This window comes from Jeotgalibacillus terrae, assembly GCF_016908195.1.
Lineage (GTDB): Bacteria > Bacillota > Bacilli > Bacillales > Jeotgalibacillaceae > Jeotgalibacillus > Jeotgalibacillus terrae.
In genome coordinates, this window is record NZ_JAFBDK010000012.1 from 85600 (window position 1) to 108108 (window position 22509).

Consider the following 22509-nt stretch of genomic DNA (forward strand, 5'->3'; position numbering starts at 1 on the left):
GAGGTATGGCTTAAAAAAGTCATTATTTTAACTGTATAAATGTAAGCGATTACAAAAAGGAGGGCCGTTGTTTTAATTAAAGGGAAGAAAGCTGAAAAAACAGGGGGAATAAACATGACATATGCAAATCCGAATACTGATGGTTCATTAGTAAACTTTAAAGATAAATATGAGAATTACATAGGAGGGGAATGGGTTGCTCCGGTTAAGGGGCAGTATTTTGATAATCCATCTCCGGTAGACGGAAAAGTTTTCTGTCAGGTGGCAAGGTCAACTGAAGAAGACATCGAAAAAGCGCTGGATGCTGCACATGCTGCTAAAGATGTCTGGGGTAAAACGTCAGTTACAGAAAGGTCAGTCATTTTAAACAAAATTGCAGACCGCATGGAAGAAAATCTTGAAATGCTCGCAGTTGCTGAAACGTGGGAAAATGGTAAAGCCGTTCGAGAAACACTGAATGCCGATCTGCCTCTGGCGATTGATCACTTCAGATACTTTGCAGGTGTAATTCGTGCACAGGAAGGAACGCTTGGAGAGATTGATCATGATACTGTGGCTTATCACTTCCACGAGCCGCTTGGGGTAGTAGGTCAGATTATTCCATGGAACTTCCCGTTATTAATGGCGATCTGGAAGCTTGCTCCGGCTCTTGCTGCAGGTAACTGTGTCGTGTTGAAGCCTGCTGAGCAGACGCCATCATCTATTCTGGTATTGATGGAACTTGTAGGAGATCTTCTTCCTAAGGGTGTCGTAAATATCGTCAATGGATTTGGACTTGAAGCAGGTAAACCGCTGGCTTCAAGTAAACGTATTGCAAAGATTGCGTTCACAGGGGAAACAACTACCGGCAGAATGATTATGGAATATGCTTCACAAAACCTGATTCCTGTAACGCTTGAACTTGGTGGTAAATCACCGAACATTTTCTTTAAAGATATTATGGATCAGGATGATGAATTTGTCGACAAAGCCGTTGAAGGCTTACTCATGTTTGCTCTAAACCAGGGTGAAGTTTGTACATGTCCTTCGCGCGCACTGGTTCATGAAGATATTTATGATGCATTCATGGAAAGAGTAGTAAAGAGGGTTAAAGAAATTAATACTGGTAACCCGCTCGATCCTAATACAATGATGGGTGCACAGGCTTCAACAGAACAAATGGAAAAAATTCAATCCTATCTTCAAATTGGTAAAGAAGAAGGTGCTGAACTGGTCACTGGTGGAGATATTAATAAAAAAGAAGGTGAGTTCGCTGAAGGATATTACATTCAGCCAACAATCTTCAAAGGTACAAATGATATGAGGATCTTCCAGGAGGAAATTTTTGGACCTGTTCTATCTGTGACAACATTTAAAGACGATGAAGAAGCGATGAAAATAGCGAATGATACGCTCTACGGTCTGGGTGCAGGCATCTGGACGCGAAATGTGAATACAGCCTACAGATTCGGAAGAGGCATCCAGGCAGGGCGTGTGTGGACAAACTGTTACCACCAATATCCTGCGCACGCAGCATTTGGCGGATATAAAATGTCAGGTATCGGTCGTGAGAATCATAAAATGATGCTTGATCATTATCAGCAGACAAAAAACATGCTTGTCAGCTACAGCCCGAAAAAACTTGGATTCTTTTAAAATTAGAAGCCGGGATCACTAAAAAGTGGTCCCGGCTTTTATGATGATATCCAAAATATCAATCCTTAAGCTGCTTTCAATAGTTTAAAGAAACACCAGCAGGGTAATAATGGGTAAATCGAACATTAGGAGGAGTAATATGGAACATCACTTACAGGCGTATTTTAAAACAGAAAGCGACGCGGAATCAGCTCTGGCATCTTTACAAAGGTGTCCAATCAGAGATCCGAGAATTGATGCTATACCTGATACAGATCGCAATCCATTCCTTTTACCGGCTTTAAGCTTCAGCTCAAGCTCAGCACCTCAAACTGGTGTAATAACTGATCGTGACGCAATAAGTGAAGCTGACTCCTCGGAGACTTTTCATTACTTAATCGAATTTTATGTAAATGAAAATGACAGAGAAGAAGTGTTATCAGTTCTAAGCAAAACAGAAGCTCATTTGGACAAAGAAGCATATGAAAAAATTATAAATAATTAAGTAAAGCTCCAATAACAACGTTGTTATTGGAGCTTTACTGTGTAATTGAGCATAAACCCAGGGGAGAGGTTTACATAATTATTTTCCTGTTGATTTAAAAAGTTGTACACTTCATTTGCTGTTCTCTCCGCCAGTTTATGAATATGTAAACCGAAAAGTGAAACAGGGGAGGTGGAGTTCATCAGTTCATCATAGCCCATAATTGACAAATCTTCAGGTACTTTAAGTCCGAGTGCGTTTGTAACGAGAAGATTTAGTTCAGCAATTTTTCCTGACGTGCATACAACCGCATCCGGCATCATATGATCGAGTATAGATCTCATAGATGCGAAGAACTCATCTGTGTTGTAGCTAATACGCTGATGATGTATAGAAGGCGGATGATTGCCGGATTTTAATGCGACATTTTTGAACTCGCGGTATAGCCAGTCTGAATCAGAATACTCACTTACAACCAGTACTGTCTGATGTCCGGTTTTGAATAAGAGGTTAGCTGCTTTTGCAGCTGCTTCTTTTTTTAATGAGTGGTGGTTTGACTCTTCGTTATATCCGAATGCATGGATATTACATTCAATTCCGCTGAAAGACATGTCATTTTGATCGATTGTAATAACTGCTGCTGCTTTTAACCGCGTGAACAACTCTTTGGCATCCTCAAAACCTGATGATGAAATACACGGAAGAAATCCTCTGTTTTTAAGCTGGAGGCTGATTTCCTGACTATATTCAGCATATTCCGGTCTGCTGATATCCGGACAGTAGATCCCCACTGAATTAGATTTACCGGTTGCAAGGATCTTAGCAGCCGTATTAACCTCATATCCCATTTCTTTGGCGATACTGATAATCATCTGTTTTGTGGGTTCTTTAACAAGCGGACTATCATTCAAAGCTTTAGAAACTGTTGAGAAACTGACGTTAGCCGCTTTTGCAATATCTTTTATAGTGACTGTCACTATAACACCACCCTTAAAAATAATAACGTTATTATTATTTACATTATACAAGTGATTAAACACGATAACAATCTTCATATAACTATAGTATAAATAATAACGTTGTTATTTATATAGATCCGGGTGATTGACACATGTTTTTAAGTGGGTGCATAAGATAAGTGAGAAACGAAAGGAGGCCGCTTTTGTGACTGAATATCGTGAAATTATTACGAAGTCTGTAGTGGCAAAAGGAAGAAAGTATGTGAAATCAAAGCATATTGTGCAGCCGCCTCATAAGCCTTCGAGTATTCTCGGGTGCTGGATTATCAACCATAAATATGCGGCTAAAAAGTCAGGGGATAAGGTAGAGGTTAAAGGGTCATATGAGGTAAACGTCTGGTATTCCCATCATCACAACACGAAAACCTCAGTCATAATTGAAAGTGTGACCTACCAGGATGATATCAGTCTCAGGTACCGCGATAAGGATATAAGAGATGATCATGAAGTTATTGCGAGAGTACTGCAGCAGCCTAACTGTCTTGAAGCTGAGATTGATGAGCACGGACAGCATATTATTGTCCATGCTGAACGTGAGATTGCGGCTGAATGTGTGGGAGAGACAAAAGTACGCGTTGCTTTTACCAGGGATCATCTCGATGATGATTGGGATGACTATGAGATCGATGAAGGGCTCGAACATATTAATACTAAAGTTTATGGTAATGAATAGAACACTGTCTCCGGGCAGTGTTTTTTTAATTTTTCCAGCAAGTTTTCACTGACTGTATTTAAAGTGAAAAGAATGGATTTGTGCTATACTTTCTCCTATAAAAAGTTATGAACGGAGAGAGCAGTTTTGACGAAGTATACACCTATGATGCAACAGTATTTAAGAATTAAAGCAGAGGTTCCTGATGCCTTTTTGTTTTTCAGGCTCGGTGATTTTTATGAAATGTTTTTTGATGATGCCTTAAAAGCATCAAAAGAGCTTGAAATTACTCTGACAGCCAGGGGCGGTGGAGCGGAGGATAAAATTCCGATGTGCGGTGTGCCTTATCATTCAGCCGCTGCTTACATAGAAAAGCTTGTAGAAAGAGGATATAAAGTTGCTTTATGCGAACAGACTGAAGACCCCAAGCAGGCTAAGGGCGTTGTAAAACGGGAAATCGTTCAAATGATTACACCGGGTACAGCGGTCAATGCAGTTGAGGAAAAAGAGAATCATTTTCTCGGAGCCGCAGTTGAATGTTCAGGAGGGCGTTACAGTATTGCTTATCTTGACTTGTCTACAGGAGAGTCTAAAGCGGCGGTGGTAGCAAATGTTGATCTGCTGATTCAGGAGATGGCATTAATCAAGGCGAAAGAATTAGTTTTTCCTTCAACCGTCAGCGATTCATTTATAAAGACATTCAGAGATCGTGGACATGCAGCGATTTCTAAAGTGAGTGCTGATTCTCTGAACTTTAATGAATCACTTCTTGAAAATCTGCAGGGTCAGGATATAAAAGAGGGGATCAGTCTTCTCCTTCATTACACTGCAGATACACAGAAAAGATCATTGGACCATCTTCAGCTGACAGAACCGTATGAAGTCAGTTCTTACCTCCAGATTGATCCGAATTCTAAGCGTAACCTCGAGTTGACTGAGAACAGCAGAAGCGGTGCAAAAAAAGGTTCACTGGTCTGGCTGCTTGATGAAACTGTAACAGCAATGGGAAGCAGGCAGCTAAAAGCCTGGGTTGAGCGGCCTCTTATCAACAGATCGGAAATATATGAAAGACTGTCACTGGTTGAAAGTCTGAAAAATCATTTCTTTGAAAGAGAATCACTCAGGGAACAGCTGCAGAATGTATATGACCTTGAGAGACTTGCCGGGAAGGTATCATTCGGCTCAGTCAGTCCGAGGGATCTGCTGCAGCTGAAAAGATCGCTTCAGCAGGTTCCTTTTATAAAAGAGAAGTTGAAGGACATACCTGATGCGGGATTAAATAAGCGGGGAGAGTCAATGGATGCCTGCGTTGAGATTGCAGATCTGCTGGAGGCAGCAATTGATGAGCACGCTCCGATTACAATTAAAGATGGAAATTTTATTAAAGACGGTTATTCTGCAGAACTTGATGAATATAAAGATGCAAGCAGAAACGGGAAAAAATGGATTGCTGAACTGGAACAGAAAGAAAAAGGACTGACAGGCATTAAGTCGCTCAAAATCGGTTACAACAGAATATTCGGTTATTATATTGAAGTGACAAAAGCGAATCTTGCTGCTTTAGATGATGATCGCTACGAGAGACGCCAGACACTCGCAAATGCTGAACGCTTTATAACGCCTGAACTGAAAGAAAAAGAGACGCTTATTTTACAGGCGGAGGAAAAGTCAGTTGAACTTGAACATCGTATTTTTCAAACTGTAAGGGATCTGGTGAAAAAAGAAATTCCGCGTATCCAAAAGCTTGCAAAAGATATTAGTGAAATTGATGTACTGCAGGCATTTGCATTTGTAAGTGAAAAAAGACATTATGTAAAACCTGTGTTTTCAGACCGTCAAATACTCAATATTGATGAAGGAAGACATCCGGTTATTGAAAAAGTAATGGATATCAATGAATACGTGCCTAATTCCTGCGATATGGATGAATCGCGTTCCATGCTGCTGATTACAGGGCCAAATATGTCCGGTAAGAGCACTTATATGCGTCAGGTGGCACTGATTGCAGTGATGGCGCAGATTGGCTGTTTTGTGCCGGCTGATCATGCAGAGCTGCCTGTTTTTGACCGGATCTTTACAAGAATCGGGGCGGCAGATGACCTGGTGAGTGGACAGAGTACTTTTATGGTCGAAATGCTTGAAGCAAAACATGCACTTGATCATGCAACTGAAAACAGTCTCATCTTATTTGATGAGATCGGCCGTGGAACGTCCACTTATGACGGCATGTCCCTTGCGCAGGCAATTATTGAATATGTACATGATTCAATTGGTGCCAAAACACTTTTCTCCACGCATTATCACGAACTGGTTGAATTGTCATCGAAGCTTGATAGATTAAAAAATGTTCATGTTGCAGCAGCTGAACAGGATGGGAAAGTAATCTTTCTTCATAAAGTGAAAGAAGGACCTGCTGATAAAAGTTATGGTATTCATGTTGCCGAACTGGCTGAACTTCCATCTACACTGATCCAGCGTGCCAATGAACTGCTCTCAGAATTCGAAGCTGAAAAACATCATACAGATAAAGAGCAGTTAACATTGTTCGAACTGCCCGAGAAGTCCAATCAGGATGATAGAAAAATACTGAAAGACATTCAGAAAATAAACGTACTTGAAATGACACCTATGGAAGCAATGAATGAACTATATAAGCTTCAGAAAAAAGCGGGAAAACTGTTAGCCAAATCATAAAAGGAGGGGCAGATGATGGGAAACATTCAGCAGCTTGATGAATTTCTGGCCAATAAAATTGCTGCCGGAGAAGTAGTGGAGCGTCCTGCTTCAGTTGTAAAAGAGCTCATGGAAAACGCCATTGATGCCCATTCAACCATTATTGAAATTGATCTTACAGAAGCGGGGCTCTCTAAAATCAGAATTAAGGATAACGGAGACGGTATATTAGAAGAAGATCTGCTTAAAGCTTTTTCAAGGCATGCGACCAGTAAAATTAAAAACGAGCATGACCTTTTCAGAATTAAAACGCTTGGCTTCAGGGGTGAGGCGCTTCCAAGTATTGCTTCAGTGGCTAAAGTGGAAATCACTTCTTCAACAGGTGATCAGGGGACAAAAGCAGTCATTCATGGTGGAAAATTAATCAGCCGGGAGGCATCTGCTGCTAGAAAAGGAACGGATATTAAAGTGGAGGAATTGTTTTATAACACGCCTGCACGGCTGAAATATATGAAAACCATTAATACGGAGCTCGGCAATATTAGTGATATCGTTAACCGGTTGGCGCTTTCTCACCCTGAAATCTCGATCAGGCTTATTCACAACGGTAAAACGCTCCTTCACACAAATGGTCAGGGTGACGTTAGACAGGTATTATCTGCAATCTATGGGATGCAGACTGTAAAGAAAATGATTCCTTTTGAAGGAGAGTCGCTCGACTTTAAAATATCAGGGTGGGCAGCATACCCTGAAGTCACACGTGCTTCAAAGAGTTATATCTCTCTTTTAGTGAACGGGAGGTATATTAAGAATTATGGGCTCACACAGGCTGTGCTTGAAGGGTACAGAACGCTCCTTCCGATCGGGAGGTTTCCTGTCATCCTTTTGTCTGTGGAAATGGACCCGCTGTTAGTCGATGTTAACGTTCATCCATCCAAGCAGGAAGTAAGGTTCAGTAAAGAGAAAGAATTGCAGCATGTCATTGGTGAAACACTGAAACGTTCATTCCGTAATGAAACATTAATTCCAAGCGGGGTAAGTGAAAAGAAAGAGCCTAAAAAAGTTTCTGAGCAGACTTCATTTGACTGGAAGGTACAAGCTGCGAAACCCACAAACAGTTACAAAGAGTCCGAAACGGTTAAAGAAACCAGTGCTGAAATGACTGATGTGAAAGCGCCGGAGGAACAGCTCTTTGACGAGCGGGCAGCAACCGGACCAGTCCCTGCAAGTCCTGAAATTACCGGACCTGAAAAAACAGCTGAACCTGAAAGAAAAAGGATGCCGGATATGTCTGTTATCGGACAGGCTCATGGCACGTATATTATCTGTCAGAGTGAAGATGGAGTGTATATGATAGATCAGCATGCGGCACAGGAAAGAATCAAGTATGAGTATTTCAGGGAAAAGCTTGCTGAGGATCATCATGAGATGCAGGATTTGCTAGTACCCATTACGTTTGACTTTCCACCTGATCAATTTCTCAGAATTAAAGAAGATATTGATCTGCTTTATCAATCCGGGATTGAAGCGGAAGAATTTGGAGGTAACAGTTTAATTGTGAGGTCACATCCTGTGTGGTTTCCAAAGGGTGAAGAAAGTGGGATCATTGAAGACATGATCGAGCAGATTCTGACTGAAAAAAAGATAGACCGGTATAAATTAAGAGAAGAAGCAGCGATTTTAATGAGTTGTAAAAAATCAATTAAAGCAAATCACTATTTAACTCAAAATGATATGGAATCACTGATCAGTCAGCTTTCTGAATGTAATGATCCTTTTACTTGCCCGCATGGCAGACCGGTTGTGATTCATTTTTCATCGTATGAGATGGAAAAAATGTTTAAACGGGTGATGTAATTTTAAATTTGTAAAGGATGTGCCCCATGGAAATAGGAGAACAAAAAATACTTCCGGCAATTCATTCGATGAAGGATTTTGATAAAATGCTGAAGTATTCATTTGAATATGGTGTTTTTCTGGACCTTCACGTTGGCATGCTAAAGAGCGTGTTCGCGTATGCTAATCAGCATGATAAAAAAATGTTTTTGCACATGGATTTAATTCAGGGTTTATCCAATAATGAATATGCTGCTGAATATATATGTCAGACAGTTAAACCGTACGGAATTATATCTACCAGAAAAAATGTCATAAAAAGAGCGCGTGAACTAAATGTTAAAGCGATTCAGAGGACTTTTGTCATCGATTCAAATGCCTTTAAAAGAAGTGTTGAACAGATCAGACACTCTGATCCCGATTACATTGAACTGCTTCCTGGAGTGATTCCAAAAATGATTGGAAGAATGAAAGAAGAGACTGGTAAACCGATTATAGCCGGCGGGTTAATCGATCATCATGATGAAGTGTTTTCAGCATTGGAAGCCGGTGCGAGTGCGATCACAACCTCATCAAAAGAGTTGTGGTCATATTTCGGGAAATAGTTTGACAGCGTTTTCAAAATCTGATAATATCGTTTACAAGTTAATAAGACGTGAAGAGACTAAGAGACTCACAGATCCTGCATTTAACAAAAAGGGGGATTCTGTGAGTCTTTTTCTTTTCCGGAAGGAGGATCAGATATGAATGAATATATCGCAGAATTGATTGGAACAGCAATTCTGATCTTGTTTGGTGGCGGTGTAGTAGCAAACGTAAACTTGAAAAAATCTCTCGCTGAAGGTGCCGGATGGGTAGCGGTTGCTTTTGGTTGGGGTCTCGGGGTTGCAATGGGTGTCTATGCAGTCGGGGAGTTCAGTGGTGCTCACTTGAATCCGGCTGTGACATTGGGTCTTGCATTCAATGGGGACCTGGAATGGTTAAAGGTACCGGGGTACATAGTGGCTCAGGTAGCAGGTGCATTTATAGGTGGGATATTGGTATGGCTTCATTTCTTACCGCATTGGAAAGAAACTGAGGATGAAGGTACAAAGCTTGGGGTATTTTCAACTGGCCCGGCGATCCCGCACAACTTTTCAAATCTGTTAAGTGAAATTATCGGCACATTCATTTTAGTTGCAGGAATTCTGTTTATTGGCGCGAATGATTTTACTGAAGGGCTGAACCCGTTTATTGTAGGTATGCTGATTGTAGCAATCGGTCTTTCGTTAGGTGGGACAACAGGTTATGCGATTAATCCTGCACGAGATCTGGGACCAAGAATTGCGCATTTTGTTTTACCGATCAGCGGGAAGGGTAATTCTAACTGGAGCTACAGCTGGATTCCAATTCTCGGACCGGCACTTGGCGGCTCATTCGGCGGTCTATTTTACCGATATATATTCTCAGGGGATTTTCACATCATGTTCTGGGTAATGGCAGGGATCATTGTCGTTTGTCTGCTCGGTGCGTACTTAGTTGATCAGAAACAAACAAAATTAATTCAATAATACTCAGGAGGTAATATGTATGGAAAAGTTTATTCTTTCACTCGATCAGGGGACAACAAGTTCAAGAGCGATTCTTTTTAATCAGAAAGGTGAGATTGTCAAAATTGCTCAAAAGGAATTCGAGCAGATTTTTCCAAAACCTGGCTGGGTAGAACATAATGCAAATGAAATCTGGGGTTCGATCCTTTCTGTAATCGCTTCAGTACTTTCAGAATCAGAAGTAAAACCGGATCAGATTGAAGGGATCGGCATTACAAATCAGCGTGAAACTGCAGTTGTTTGGGATAAAAATACAGGTATGCCGATCTATAATGCGATTGTATGGCAGTCGCGACAGACCGCAGATATTTGTAATGAACTGAAAGAACAGGGCTTAAATGATACATTCAGAGACAAAACCGGCCTATTAATAGATGCTTATTTCTCGGGAACTAAAGTAAAATGGATTTTAGATAATGTTGATGGTGCGAGAGAAAAAGCTGATAATGGTGATCTGTTATTTGGAACGATTGACACTTGGCTAATCTGGAAGTTAACTGGCGGTGCTGCACACGTAACTGATTACTCCAATGCTTCGAGAACACTGATGTATAACATCTATGATCTGAAGTGGGATAAAGAGTTGCTGGAACATCTGACTGTTCCTGAGTCAATGCTGCCTGAAGTAAAGCCGTCCTCAGAAGTTTATGGTACGACAGCACCGCACCACTTCTTTGGAAAGGAAATTCCGATTGCCGGTGCGGCAGGCGACCAGCAGGCTGCTCTATTTGGTCAGGCCTGTTATAAATCGGGAATGGCTAAAAACACTTATGGAACAGGTTGTTTTATGCTGATGAATACAGGTGAAAAGTCAGTTAAATCAGACAGTGGCCTGTTGACAACACTTGCGTGGGGAATTGACGGGAAAGTGGAATATGCACTTGAAGGCAGTATTTTTGTGGCCGGCAGTGCGATTCAATGGCTGCGTGACGGAATGCGCATGTTAAAAACAGCTGCAGCGAGTGAAGATTATGCAAAGCGGGTAGACTCTACTGACGGCGTATACGTTGTTCCTGCATTTGTCGGTCTTGGTACACCTTATTGGGATAGTGACGTCAGAGGAGCAGTATTTGGTTTGACACGCGGTACTTCAAAAGAGCATTTTGTTCGTGCCGTACTTGAAAGTCTTGCTTATCAGACGAAAGATGTCCTTGATGCGATGGAAAAAGATTCAGGTATTGAACTGAAGAAACTTCGCGTGGATGGCGGAGCTGTTCAGAATGACTTCCTGATGCAGTTCCAGAGTGATCTGCTGCATGCGGATGTAGAAAGACCTGTTATCAGTGAAACAACTGCACTCGGAGCGGCTTATCTTGCAGGTCTTGCTGTCGGTTTCTGGGAAAGTAAAGATGAAATTGCGGAAATGTGGAAGACTGATAAAGAATTTGAACCTGGTATGGACCAGGAGCGCAGTGCGGAACTGTATGAAGGATGGCAAAAAGCAGTGAAGGCAGCTCAGGCTTTTAAGTAATCCTGTTTTATGATAAAATGATTGTAAGTTAATAAACGGGGTAGAGAGCAGAGAGGCCTGGATTCATTATGGAATTATTCATATGGATTCGGTCTCTCTTTTTTTACTTTTACAATTTTTTGAAGCTGATTAAATTGTCACTTCGTTTTAGCAGTTAATATGAAGGAGGAAATATACGATGAATTTTTCAAGTGTGAACAGAGCAGAGAAATTAAAAAAAATGTCTGAAGAAGTTTATGACCTCGTTATTATCGGAGGAGGCATCACGGGTGCAGGTATCGCACTCGATGCTGTTACGCGCGGTATGAGTGTGGCAGTAATTGAAATGCAGGATTTTGCCGGCGGTACATCTAGCCGTTCTACCAAGCTCGTGCATGGCGGTTTAAGATATTTAAAACAGTTTGAAGTGAAACTCGTTGCAGAAGTAGGTAAAGAAAGAGAGATTGTGTATGAAAATGCTCCTCATGTAACATCTCCTGAATGGATGATGCTGCCGATCCATAAAGGCGGTACATTCGGAAAGTTCTCGACTTCAGTCGGACTGCGCGTTTATGACTATTTAGCGGGAGTTAAAAAGCAGGAACGGAGAAAAATGCTCAGTGCCCGGGAAGCGACTGAAAAAGAGCCCCTGGTTAAACAGGAAGGACTTAAAGGAGCGGGCTACTACGTTGAGTACCGTACAGATGATGCAAGACTGACTATGGAAATCATTAAAAAAGCAGTTGAAAATGGAGCAGACTTTATTAATTATGTAAAAGCTGAACGCTTCACATATGATAAGAAAAAAGTGTCAGGTATAGAAGTGAAAGATCAGCTGGATGGTACCACGCAGACCATTTTAGGCAGAAAAGTGATTAATGCTGCTGGGCCATGGGTTGATAAAGTGCGAAATAAAGATTATTCAACAAATGACAAAGAGCTTCAGCTGACAAAAGGGGTGCACCTGGTTCTTGATCAGTCAGTATTCCCGCTGAATCAGGCACTTTACTTTGATACGCCTGATGGAAGAATGATGTTTGCGATCCCGAGAGATGGAAAAGCATATATCGGTACCACTGATACGTTTTATGGCACTGATAAAGATACGGCAAACCCTAAAATGACCTATGAAGACCAGCGATATATCATTGATGCTATCAATTATATGTTCCCTGAAGTCAATGTAACAGAGGATCACGTTGAATCGAGCTGGGCTGGTGTACGTCCACTGATCTTTGAAAAAGGCAAGGATCCTTCTGAAATCTCCCGTAAAGATGAAGTATGGGAGCACGACAGCGGCCTGATCACAATTGCGGGAGGTAAGCTCACTGGTTACCGCAAAATGGCTGAACACGTAGTGGACCTTGCAGCGGAGCGATTGAAAAAAGAAGCGAAAAAATCATTCCCTAAAGGTAAAACCAAAAACATGCCGCTATCAGGAGCTGATTTTGGCGGATCTAAAGGCTATCGTCAATTTATTGAACGTAAAGCTAAAGAAGCGCTTCAATATGGTTTAACAGAGCAGGAAGGCAAAAAGATTGCTGAGTTTTACGGTACAAATGCGGATAAGCTGTATACGCTTGCGCATGCTGCAAAGGGGATGAACCTGACTGCGCCTATGACACCAGTTCTTTATGCTGAAGTTGTCTATGCAATCCAGGAAGAGATGACTGTAAAACCTGTCGATTTCTTTATCCGCAGAACCGGCAGACTGTTTTTTGATATTAACGCTGTTCACCAGCAGAAGGAAGTTGTGTTAAGATTAATGCAAAACCTGTTGGGCTGGAGTGAATCTGCATATCAGACTTATAAAGAAGAACTTGAAAAAGAGCTTCAGGATGCAGTTGAACCAGTAAAATAACGGTGAACCGGGGTGCTTTGATGAAAGAATCATTTTACACCAAAACATCAGATGGTCAGAACCTTTACACAGTCGTGTGGCGTTCTGACCAGTCACACATAAACGGATCAATACAGCTCTGTCATGGAATGGCAGAGCATATTGGCCGTTATGAAGATTTTGCACAATTTTTAAATAAAGCAGGATATCATGTGATTGGCCATGATTGCCGGGGTCATGGAAAGACAGCTGAATTATCAGGGATGTATGGTGATTACGGAGAACATGTCGACTTTAATCGCCTGGCACTTGATGTCATTGAAGTGAGAAAACAGTTTGAGAATGAACCGGTTTTCTTATTTGGACACAGTATGGGTTCTTTTGTCTCCCGCAGAGTCATGCAGTTGTATTCGAAGCTCTATGACGGTGTAGTTTTGTCAGGCACAAACGGACCGCTTGGATTAATCGGTGTCCCTGCTACTATGCTTGCAGGTGTTTTGAGCCGCTATAAACCTGTTGAAAAAGCTGCGTTATTAAATAAATTATCATTTGGCGGCTATAATCGTTCTTTTCCTGAATCTAACACTCCTTTTGACTGGCTGTCATCTGATGAAAAGGCAGTAAGGCGATATATAGATGATCCTGAGTGCGGGTTTGTTTCCACCAACCGCTTTTATCAAACGTTATTTAATGGGATCCAGATGATTTATAAAACAAAGGATAACCAAAACATCAGAAAAGATCTTCCCTTGTTATTTGTAAGTGGTGCAAATGACCCGGTAGGTGATTTTGGTAAAGGGGTATTTAAATCTGCCGGTATGTATACTGAAGCTGGATTGAGTTCTGTAAAAGTACTGCTTTATGAGAACGGCCGTCATGAAATGATCAATGAAACAATATCTGAGCGGGTTATGACTGACGTTTTAACATGGATTAATATACAGAGAAACAAGGAGAAACAATGATAAACAAAGTAATTGTAATCGCAGGACCAACAGCTGTAGGGAAAACAGAATTAAGTATCAAACTATCCCAAGCTTTAAACGGTGAAGTAATTAATGGTGATGCTATGCAGGTATATAAAGGTCTCAATATAGGAACGGCAAAAATCACTCAGAAAGAAATGGATGGAGTTCCTCATCATCTGTTTGATATTAAAGAACCTGATCAGTCTTTTTCTGCAGCTGAATATCAGCTGGCTGTCAGAGAGAAAATCAGAGAAGTGCACGACCGGGGCGCGGTTCCTGTTCTGACAGGTGGCACAGGGTTGTATATTCAGTCGGTATTATATGACTATCAGTTTTCTGATAAGGGAAAAGATGATGAGATCAGGGCAGAACTTGAAAAAGAGCACGAAGCAGGTATTGATCTGCACAAACAACTCTCTGAACTCGATTCCACAGCAGCAGCTGAAATTCATCCTAACAACGTAAGAAGAGTGATAAGAGCGCTTGAAATAATCAAAAGTACTGGTAAAAGTCCCTCAGAATTAAAAGAACAGCAGCAGCCTGAGCCTCTCTTTCATCACGAGCTGATTGGCCTTGATATGGATAGAGACGTCTTGTATGAGAGGATTAACCTGAGGGTTGATTTAATGATACAGTCAGGACTAGAAGCTGAAGTGAGGGATCTCTATGATGCCGGTATCAGAGGAGTAACTTCTGTACAGGCGATTGGCTATAAAGAGTTTTATGATTACTTTGAAGGTAAAATGGGTTATGATCAGACAGTTGATAAGATTAAACAGAATTCAAGAAGGTATGCGAAGAGGCAATTAACGTGGTTTCGTAACAAAATGCGCTTTACGTGGTTTGACATGACTGAAAACAGAGAAAAGAAGATTAAAGAAATAATTGATTATTTTGCAGGAAATTAGTAATTTGAGGCGAACATATAGAGACAGTCAATTTTAGGAGGCGCTCAGATGAAACAAGCTGTTAATATTCAGGATCAGGTTTTAAATCAATTACGAAAAGAAAATACATTTGTAACTGTATTTTTATTAAATGGTTTTCAGATTCGGGGTCAGATTAAGGCGTTTGATAATTTTACTGTCATGCTGGAATCTGAAGGAAAGCAGCAACTCGTTTATAAACACGCAATCTCAACATTTGTTCCTTCTAAAAATGTTGCCATTCAAACTGAAGCAGAGTAAAAAAGGCGCCCTGGGGCGTTCTTTTTTATTTGTGCTCCATTAATCATTGAAGTTCAACCTGTTCATATAATGAATCACTGAGTCATTCAGAAGAGGGTGAATTATGAACGGGCAGGTAAAATTTATCATAAGCCAGAAACATTCATCTCAGCAGCCTGAAAGTCAGGAAGGTGCACTCATTGAGCGGGCTTTTAAATCTTTTACTGGGCTCGATCAGGTGAAAGATGCCCTGAAATCGATAGCTGCCTGGTCTGTCATTAATCAAAAACGTGCAGAGTTTGGTTTGAAGACTAATATCCAGACGCACCATATGCTGTTTTACGGAAATCCGGGAACAGGCAAAACAACAGCAGCGAGAGTTATGGCAAAATGCCTGAAAGACCTGAAAATTATTGAAAAAGGTCATCTGGTGGAAGCTGAGCGTGCTGACCTTGTAGGGGAATACATTGGACATACTGCGCTAAAAACAAGGGACTTAATCAGAAAAGCGCAAGGTGGTGTCTTGTTTATTGATGAAGCGTATTCTCTTTCAAGAGGGGGAGAAAAGGACTTCGGAAGAGAAGCGATTGATACATTGGTTAAACATATGGAGGATCAAAATGAGCAGTTCATTTGTGTGCTGGCAGGTTACAAAAAGGAGATGACAGGTTTTCTTAAGATGAATACTGGCCTGAAAAGCAGATTTTCTCATATTCTTTATTTTCCTGATTACCGGCTTAATGAACTTAACAGGATTGCAAACAGTATGTTCAGTGAAAGAGATTATCAAATGTCAAAGATTGCAAATGAACGGCTGGTGCAGCTGATCAGAGAACAGGACAGCAGTGATGGTAATGCCAGATTCGTCAGGAATCTGACCGAGTGTATCATCAGAGCGCAGGCAGTCAGGCTATTAAAGTATGAGTCGCTTACTAAAAAGGATTGTATGCTGATTACTGAAGAAGACGTGATGGAAGGAATGGCTGAATATAAAAAGAATAAGCAGGAGATCTAGTGATGTCCTGCTTAGGATGGTGCTGTATGAATAGATTTAAATGGCAGACGCCATTTATATAGATATGAAAGGATTCTGAGGGCAGTCGTTATGACAAATAGTATATAAAGCTGCCATGGCTCTGAAGCGATACCAAGTCCCACGGCAAAACCTGCAAGTATTGCCCATGCTGCATATATTTCAGCACGCAAAACGAGAGGCTTTCTTCCGGCGAGAAGATCCCGTATGATGCCGCCTCCGCTACCGGTTAAAACAGCGGCAACAATGACTGCACTGAGAGGATGATTCATCTCAACAGCGTACAGTGCGCCCTGAATCGCAAAAGCTGCAAGGCCCATTGCATCAAAAATATTCCCCCATCGTCTCCAGTGTTTCAGCAGGTTATGAGGGAATAAAAAAACAGCTGTTATCGATAAAAGGGCCACCTGGAAAAACATCCCCTGTTCCCATAGTGCAGCTACAGGAACACCAATCAGCAGATTTCTGATTGCACCGCCGCCAAACGCAGTGACGATCCCCAGGATATATACCCCTAAAATATCATATTCCTCTTCCATAGCAATAATTGCCCCGGATATGGCAAATGCAATTGTGCCAATCATGCTGAGTACTTCCCATGTCACTGATGATCATCCTCCCTTCCTCTTGAATTGAACCAAAGTTGATTGTATCATGAATCGAACGCATTTCAATCTGCAGCATTCAAAACTTTTAACATAATTATAGAAAGCGGGTGTTTGATTGGATAAGCAATTGGAAAAAGCGATTTTAGTCGGTGTAAATACTGATAGAGAAGAATATGATTTTAATGAATCAATGAACGAATTACACGCATTAACTGAAACGGCAGGTGCTGTTTCAGTCTTAAATGTGACTCAAAATATGGACAAGGTTCACCCGGCTACATATATTGGAAAAGGAAAACTTGAAGAACTGACAGCGGCAGCTGAAGAGCTTCAGCCCGATCTGATTATATTTAACAGTGAACTTTCACCGAGTCAAAACAGAAATTTGTCTGAAGTTTTAGAGGCCAGAGTAATTGACAGAACACAGCTGATTCTGGACATTTTTGCCCAGCGTGCAAGATCCAAAGAAGGTAAATTGCAGGTAGAGCTCGCTCAGCTTGAATATATGCTGCCGAGGCTTGCAGGACAGGGAACCGAACTGTCAAGGCTAGGTGGAGGGATTGGTACCAGGGGACCTGGTGAAACAAAACTTGAAACTGACAGACGTCACATAAGAAGAGAAATCAGGGAAATAAAGAAGAGGCTGGAACAGGTTGTCCGGCATCGTGCGATCTATCGTGACCGGAGAAAGCAGAATCAGGCATTTCAAGTGGCTTTAATCGGTTATACGAATGCAGGGAAATCCACGCTGTTTAACCTGCTGACTAATGCAGATTCCTATGAAGAGGATCAGCTCTTTGCCACGCTCGATCCTTTATCAAGAAAATGTGTTCTGCCAAGCGGATTTGAAGTGATCATGACGGATACTGTAGGATTTATTAAAGATCTGCCTACCTCGTTAATTGCTTCGTTCAGATCCACATTAGAGGAAGTGAATGAAGCAGACTTACTGCTTCATATCGTCGATGCTTCTCATCAAAATCATGCTGAACACGAATCGACAGTAAAAAAGCTGCTCGCTGATCTTCACATGGAGCAGATTCCGAGAATGACTGTTTATAACAAAGAGGATTTACTGACAGAATCATTTGTAGCTGATACAAGTGATCCATTTGTGTTAATGAGCGCAGCAAAAAAAGAGCAGCATAAAGTATTGAAAAAGGTAGAACATGAAGTAAAACAGATACTGAAACCCTATCATATGATGATTGCTTCAGATGATGGTAAGATTCTGGCTCAATTAAAAAAGGAAAGTATGCTGGTCAGACTTGATTTTCTTGAAGATAAGGAATGTTATATCGCTGAAGGATTTATAGCTGAGAACCATCCGCTTGCAGGGAAAAGGTAAAGGGAGATTTCAATGAATGTAAACACATATTATACAGAAGAAATGATTGAATTAACAAATAAAGCTGAAGAGAAAATCTCAGATAAACACAAAGAAATTGAACGCATAGCTGAATATAATCAGCTGAAAGTGCTGCAGGCATTTAAAAACCAGAAAATAAGCGACAGTCATTTTAATCCGACAACAGGTTATGGCTACGATGATCAGGGAAGGGATGCGCTTGAAGCGGTTTATGCAGATACATTTAAAGCAGACGCTGCACTCGTCAGGCCCCAGATTATATCAGGTACCCATGCAATTAATATAGCGCTTTTTGGGGTATTAAGACCTGAAGATGAACTGCATTATATAACGGGTAAACCCTATGACACGCTGGAAGAAATTATCGGTCTAAGAGGTAACGGTAATGGGTCCCTGAAAGACTTTGGTATTTCATATCAGCAGACTGATCTTACTGATGGTGCGATTGATCTTGATGCTGTTATGAATAACATGACATCAAATACGAAAGTTGTGGGTATTCAGCGTTCTAAAGGGTATGCTGTAAGACCTTCAATTACGATTGAAGAAATCCGTCATGCAGTGAAGAAAATTAAAGCCAACTTTCCTGAAGTCGTGATCTTTGTGGATAATTGCTACGGGGAGTTTGTTGAAAAAGAGGAGCCGATTGAAGCAGGAGCAGATCTGATTGCAGGTTCTCTGATTAAAAATCCGGGTGGGGGGCTTGCTAAGACAGGCGGCTATATTGCAGGCAGAAAAGATCTGATTGAAAAATGTGCTTATCGAATGACGTCGCCCGGTATTGGAGCGGAAGCTGGTGCCAGTCTGAATGCATTACAGGAAATGTATCAGGGGTTCTTCCTTGCACCGCATGTGGTCAGTCAGGCTTTAAAAGGAGCCGTATTTACTGCCGCACTTCTAGAAGAAGCAGGTTTAAAGACTGCCCCTTCATGGGATGCTTACAGAACCGACTTAATCCAGGCAGTAGAATTTGCTGATAGAGATAAAATGATCGCTTTTTGTCAGGGTGTACAGGAATTTTCGCCGGTCAACTCACATTTCACACCGTATCCTGATTATATGCCCGGGTATGAAGACGATGTCATTATGGCTGCCGGCACATTTATTCAAGGTTCAAGTATTGAACTGTCAGCAGATGGTCCGCTCAGACCGCCCTACGCCGCTTATATCCAGGGCGGTTTAACTTATGAGCATATTAAAATTGCAATTTCTGCGGCGCTTCACAAAATGCTTCAGGAATAAAGATACATTTTTCGCAGCAGAACTATAGATAGTTCTGCTTTTTTTTGAATAAAAAATAAAATGTTTTTAAATTTATGCATATATCATTAGAAATCAGGGAAGAAAAAAATAGTGAATAAATTTCTATGTAATAAAACCTCACGTGTAGTTGACAGAAAATTTAACATGTTGTATAGTTAGGTTGTCGACGAGCAAGAAAGGGGTTGTATGATGGGCAGTGATATTAGACGCAGCATGCCGCTATTTCCTATTGGGACTGTCATGCAGCTGGCCGATTTAACCGCCCGTCAGATTCGCTATTATGAAGAGCATGGTTTAGTATCTCCAGCCAGAACAGAAGGTAACAGACGTCTATTTTCATTAAATGATATTGACAAGTTGCTTGAGATTAAAGATTTACTTGAGCAGGGAGTTAATATGGCTGGTATTAAGCGGATCCTGGGGGATGGCACAAAAGCCGAAGCAGAAAAACGTGCAAAAAAGCCTGACTTATCAGAAAGCGACCTGAAAAAACTGTTGAAACAGGAAATGATGGGTAATGGTAAGTACAGCAAAAACAATTTACGAGCGGGAGATCTATCAAGATTTTTCCGTTAAAAATTACATAAAACAGGAGGAATTATTAATGAGTAAGTATTCAAGAGAAGATGTTATGAAATTGGCTAAAGAGCAAAACGTAAACTTTATCAGACTGCAGTTTACTGATATTCTTGGTACCATTAAAAATGTTGAAATTCCTGTAAGCCAGCTTGAAAAGGCTTTAGACAATAAGATGATGTTTGATGGTTCTTCTATCGAAGGATTCGTACGTATCGAGGAATCAGATATGTATCTTTTCCCGGATCTTGATACATGGGTAGTATTCCCATGGACTGCTGGCGATGGTAAAGTTGCAAGATTGATTTGTGATATTTACAGCCCTGACGGAACTCCATTTGATGGGGACCCTCGTAATAACCTGAAGCGTGTTCTTAAAGAGATGGAAGAGCTCGGATTTACAGATTTTAACCTTGGACCTGAGCCGGAATTCTTCCTGTTCAAGCTTGATGTGAACGGTGAACCGACACTTGAATTAAACGATAAAGGCGGATACTTTGACCTAGCGCCAACAGATCTTGGTGAGAACTGCCGACGTGATATTGTAATCGAACTTGAAAAAATGGGCTTTGAAATCGAAGCATCACACCATGAAGTAGCACCAGGTCAGCACGAAATCGATTTTAAATATGCAGATGCTGTATCAGCGTGTGATGACATTCAGACATTTAAATTGGTTGTTAAAACGATTGCCAGAAAGCACGGTCTTCACGCAACGTTTATGCCTAAACCATTATTTGGTGTAAACGGATCTGGTATGCACTTTAATATGTCTCTATTTAAAGATGGTAAGAACTCTTTCTTTGATGAGAATGGTGAAAACCAGTTGAGTGAGACAATGAAGCAGTTTATGGCTGGAGTCCTTAAACATGCGTCAGGTTTTACGGCGGTAACTAATCCTACAGTTAACTCATATAAGCGTCTTGTTCCTGGCTATGAAGCTCCATGTTATATTGCATGGTCAGCTCAAAACCGTAGTCCGCTCGTTCGTATTCCGGCATCAAGAGGTATGAGTACACGAGTTGAAGTGCGCTCTGTCGATCCGTCCGCTAACCCATACCTTGCGATGGCTGTTATGCTTAAAGCGGGTCTTGACGGAATCAAAAACGGCTTAACGCCACCAGAATCTATCGACAGAAACATTTACGTGATGGATAAAGAGGAACGTGAAGAAGCAGGAATCAAAGATCTTCCTGGAACGCTTTATGCAGCACTTGAAGAGCTTAAAAAAGACCAGGTTATTATTGACGGACTTGGAGATCATATTTTTGAGCACTTCGTTGAAGCGAAGGAAATCGAATGGGATATGTTCCGCACACAGGTTCACCCATGGGAGAGAGAACAGTATCTAGAAATGTATTAATATTCAACCCCTTAGAGCATTCAATGCTTTAAGGGGTTTTTAATTAATTTTTTTGCGTTATAACATTTTTTTCGCTCAGATCTTGCACTTTTGGGTATACATAAATGCAAAGGGGGGAGAATTGTGGGAGACGCATATAAAGGATTTAAATCCAAAGAAGGATATGAAATCTATCAGACTGCTTATAATGAAATGACTAAATTATGGGATGTTCAATTTAAACGGGAGACAATTTCTACATCATTTGGTGATGTATCAATCATCGTTGCCGGTGATCAAAGCAAAGAACCGCTTGTATTTTTTCATGCTTTTGGATTCAGTTCTTTAGAATGGTATAAGTGTGCAGAGAGACTGGCTGATGATTTTGAACTTTACTTTATTGATGTTTTAGGGGAGTTTAACCAGAGTAACACAAAGGAGCATCTAAATGAGCGGGAAGACTATGATTCCTGGATAACAGAAGTATTTGACCAATTACAATTTGCCAGCGTATCAATTATCGGTCACTCAAATGGCGGATGGCATGCAATTAATTATGCCTGCCTAAAACCTGACAGAGTAAAATCACTCGTTATACTTTCACCCGCAGCATCAATTAAAAGAATGAATATTTCCTTCTATTTCAGACTTTTCTTTACTAATATGATTCCTTCAAGAACAATTGTCATCAAGCATTTTTGCGATTGGCTGACTAGTATTAAAAAACCTGAGAATCAAAAACTTTTTGAAGTATATTATAACGGACAAAAATTTGTGCAATGGGAATATGTAATGACACCGCCAAAACTGTTTAAGGATCAGGAGCTTGAAAAACTTACAATGCCGGTATTTCTCGCAGTGGGGAAAAATGAGGTGATCTATAATCCTTATAAGATGCTAGAACGGGCAAGTGAAAAGATTAAATCTTCCAATGACTACAGCCAAGGGATAGATCCAGTGTTGCCATCTTTTTGACCCACCAATGACATCCATTTGATCCACCGTTGCCATACGAGATCCACATAAA

The 22509-nt window shown here is 41.0% G+C and carries 20 protein-coding genes; 18 read left to right on the forward strand and 2 right to left on the reverse strand.

Annotation, left to right across the window (positions count from 1 at the left end):
- Positions 1-114: 114 nt before the first annotated feature.
- Positions 115-1635 carry an aldehyde dehydrogenase gene (adh, locus tag JOD21_RS12840; RefSeq protein WP_204729994.1) on the forward strand — a complete coding sequence of 507 codons (1521 nt, stop codon included), beginning with the start codon at positions 115-117 and terminating at the stop codon, positions 1633-1635.
- 139 nt (positions 1636-1774) lie between these two features.
- Positions 1775-2119, forward strand: a complete 345-nt coding sequence (locus JOD21_RS12845; protein ID WP_204729995.1) for a hypothetical protein — start codon at positions 1775-1777, stop codon at positions 2117-2119.
- A gap of 23 nt (positions 2120-2142) precedes the next feature.
- On the opposite strand, the gene JOD21_RS12850 is transcribed toward JOD21_RS12845, so the two are convergent.
- Positions 2143-3075 carry a LacI family DNA-binding transcriptional regulator gene (locus JOD21_RS12850; RefSeq protein ID WP_204729996.1) on the reverse strand — a complete coding sequence of 311 codons (933 nt, stop codon included), beginning with the start codon at positions 3073-3075 and terminating at the stop codon, positions 2143-2145.
- A 187-nt stretch (positions 3076-3262) separates the two neighbouring features.
- On the opposite strand from JOD21_RS12850, the gene cotE reads away from it, so the two are divergent.
- The 11 genes from cotE to JOD21_RS12905 all read left to right on the forward strand — a co-directional run bounded on the left by cotE (position 3263) and on the right by JOD21_RS12905 (position 16306).
- Positions 3263-3790 carry an outer spore coat protein CotE gene (gene cotE / locus JOD21_RS12855; protein ID WP_204729997.1) on the forward strand — a complete coding sequence of 176 codons (528 nt, stop codon included), beginning with the start codon at positions 3263-3265 and terminating at the stop codon, positions 3788-3790.
- Positions 3791-3916: 126 nt separating this feature from the next.
- Complete coding sequence (gene mutS / locus JOD21_RS12860) at positions 3917-6463, forward strand: DNA mismatch repair protein MutS (RefSeq protein WP_204729998.1); 2547 nt, start codon at positions 3917-3919, stop codon at positions 6461-6463.
- Between the two features lie 15 nt (positions 6464-6478).
- On the forward strand, positions 6479-8299 hold the full coding sequence (gene mutL, locus JOD21_RS12865; RefSeq protein ID WP_204729999.1) for a DNA mismatch repair endonuclease MutL: 1821 nt from the start codon (positions 6479-6481) through the stop codon (positions 8297-8299).
- Between the two features lie 32 nt (positions 8300-8331).
- Positions 8332-8883: a glycerol-3-phosphate responsive antiterminator gene (locus JOD21_RS12870; protein WP_338032904.1), complete on the forward strand. Its 552-nt coding sequence runs from the start codon at positions 8332-8334 to the stop codon at positions 8881-8883.
- 138 nt (positions 8884-9021) lie between these two features.
- The gene (locus JOD21_RS12875; RefSeq protein WP_204730001.1) at positions 9022-9828 is read left to right on the forward strand and encodes an MIP/aquaporin family protein; all 807 of its coding nucleotides are present in this window, start codon (positions 9022-9024) and stop codon (positions 9826-9828) included.
- 19 nt (positions 9829-9847) lie between these two features.
- Positions 9848-11338 (forward strand): glycerol kinase GlpK, encoded by a 1491-nt coding sequence (gene glpK / locus JOD21_RS12880; RefSeq protein ID WP_204730002.1) that lies wholly within the window; start codon positions 9848-9850, stop codon positions 11336-11338.
- A gap of 178 nt (positions 11339-11516) precedes the next feature.
- Positions 11517-13178: a glycerol-3-phosphate dehydrogenase/oxidase gene (locus JOD21_RS12885; protein ID WP_204730003.1), complete on the forward strand. Its 1662-nt coding sequence runs from the start codon at positions 11517-11519 to the stop codon at positions 13176-13178.
- 20 nt (positions 13179-13198) lie between these two features.
- Positions 13199-14122: an alpha/beta fold hydrolase gene (locus JOD21_RS12890; RefSeq protein WP_204730004.1), complete on the forward strand. Its 924-nt coding sequence runs from the start codon at positions 13199-13201 to the stop codon at positions 14120-14122.
- Complete coding sequence (miaA, locus tag JOD21_RS12895; protein ID WP_204730005.1) at positions 14119-15033, forward strand: tRNA (adenosine(37)-N6)-dimethylallyltransferase MiaA; 915 nt, start codon at positions 14119-14121, stop codon at positions 15031-15033. Before JOD21_RS12890 ends, miaA begins: the two co-directional genes overlap by 4 nt.
- 48 nt (positions 15034-15081) lie before the next feature.
- Positions 15082-15312 carry an RNA chaperone Hfq gene (hfq, locus tag JOD21_RS12900; protein WP_041122480.1) on the forward strand — a complete coding sequence of 77 codons (231 nt, stop codon included), beginning with the start codon at positions 15082-15084 and terminating at the stop codon, positions 15310-15312.
- A gap of 103 nt (positions 15313-15415) precedes the next feature.
- Positions 15416-16306, forward strand: a complete 891-nt coding sequence (locus JOD21_RS12905; protein WP_204730006.1) for an AAA family ATPase — start codon at positions 15416-15418, stop codon at positions 16304-16306.
- Between the two features lie 11 nt (positions 16307-16317).
- Here the strand turns inward: JOD21_RS12905 and JOD21_RS12910 are convergent, their stop codons facing one another.
- Positions 16318-16929 carry a TRIC cation channel family protein gene (locus JOD21_RS12910; protein ID WP_204730007.1) on the reverse strand — a complete coding sequence of 204 codons (612 nt, stop codon included), beginning with the start codon at positions 16927-16929 and terminating at the stop codon, positions 16318-16320.
- 118 nt (positions 16930-17047) lie between these two features.
- On the opposite strand from JOD21_RS12910, the gene hflX reads away from it, so the two are divergent.
- The 5 genes from hflX (at position 17048) to JOD21_RS12935 (ending at position 22457) form a co-directional block, all read left to right on the forward strand.
- Positions 17048-18280, forward strand: coding sequence for a GTPase HflX (hflX, locus tag JOD21_RS12915; RefSeq protein WP_204730008.1), 1233 nt, complete (start codon positions 17048-17050; stop codon positions 18278-18280).
- Between the two features lie 12 nt (positions 18281-18292).
- Positions 18293-19543: a methionine gamma-lyase family protein gene (locus JOD21_RS12920; protein ID WP_204730009.1), complete on the forward strand. Its 1251-nt coding sequence runs from the start codon at positions 18293-18295 to the stop codon at positions 19541-19543.
- A gap of 210 nt (positions 19544-19753) precedes the next feature.
- Positions 19754-20140, forward strand: coding sequence for a MerR family transcriptional regulator (locus JOD21_RS12925; protein ID WP_204730010.1), 387 nt, complete (start codon positions 19754-19756; stop codon positions 20138-20140).
- Positions 20141-20168: 28 nt separating this feature from the next.
- Complete coding sequence (glnA, locus tag JOD21_RS12930) at positions 20169-21503, forward strand: type I glutamate--ammonia ligase (protein ID WP_204730011.1); 1335 nt, start codon at positions 20169-20171, stop codon at positions 21501-21503.
- Positions 21504-21626: 123 nt separating this feature from the next.
- On the forward strand, positions 21627-22457 hold the full coding sequence (locus tag JOD21_RS12935; RefSeq protein WP_204730012.1) for an alpha/beta fold hydrolase: 831 nt from the start codon (positions 21627-21629) through the stop codon (positions 22455-22457).
- The last annotated feature ends 52 nt before the right edge of the window (positions 22458-22509 follow it).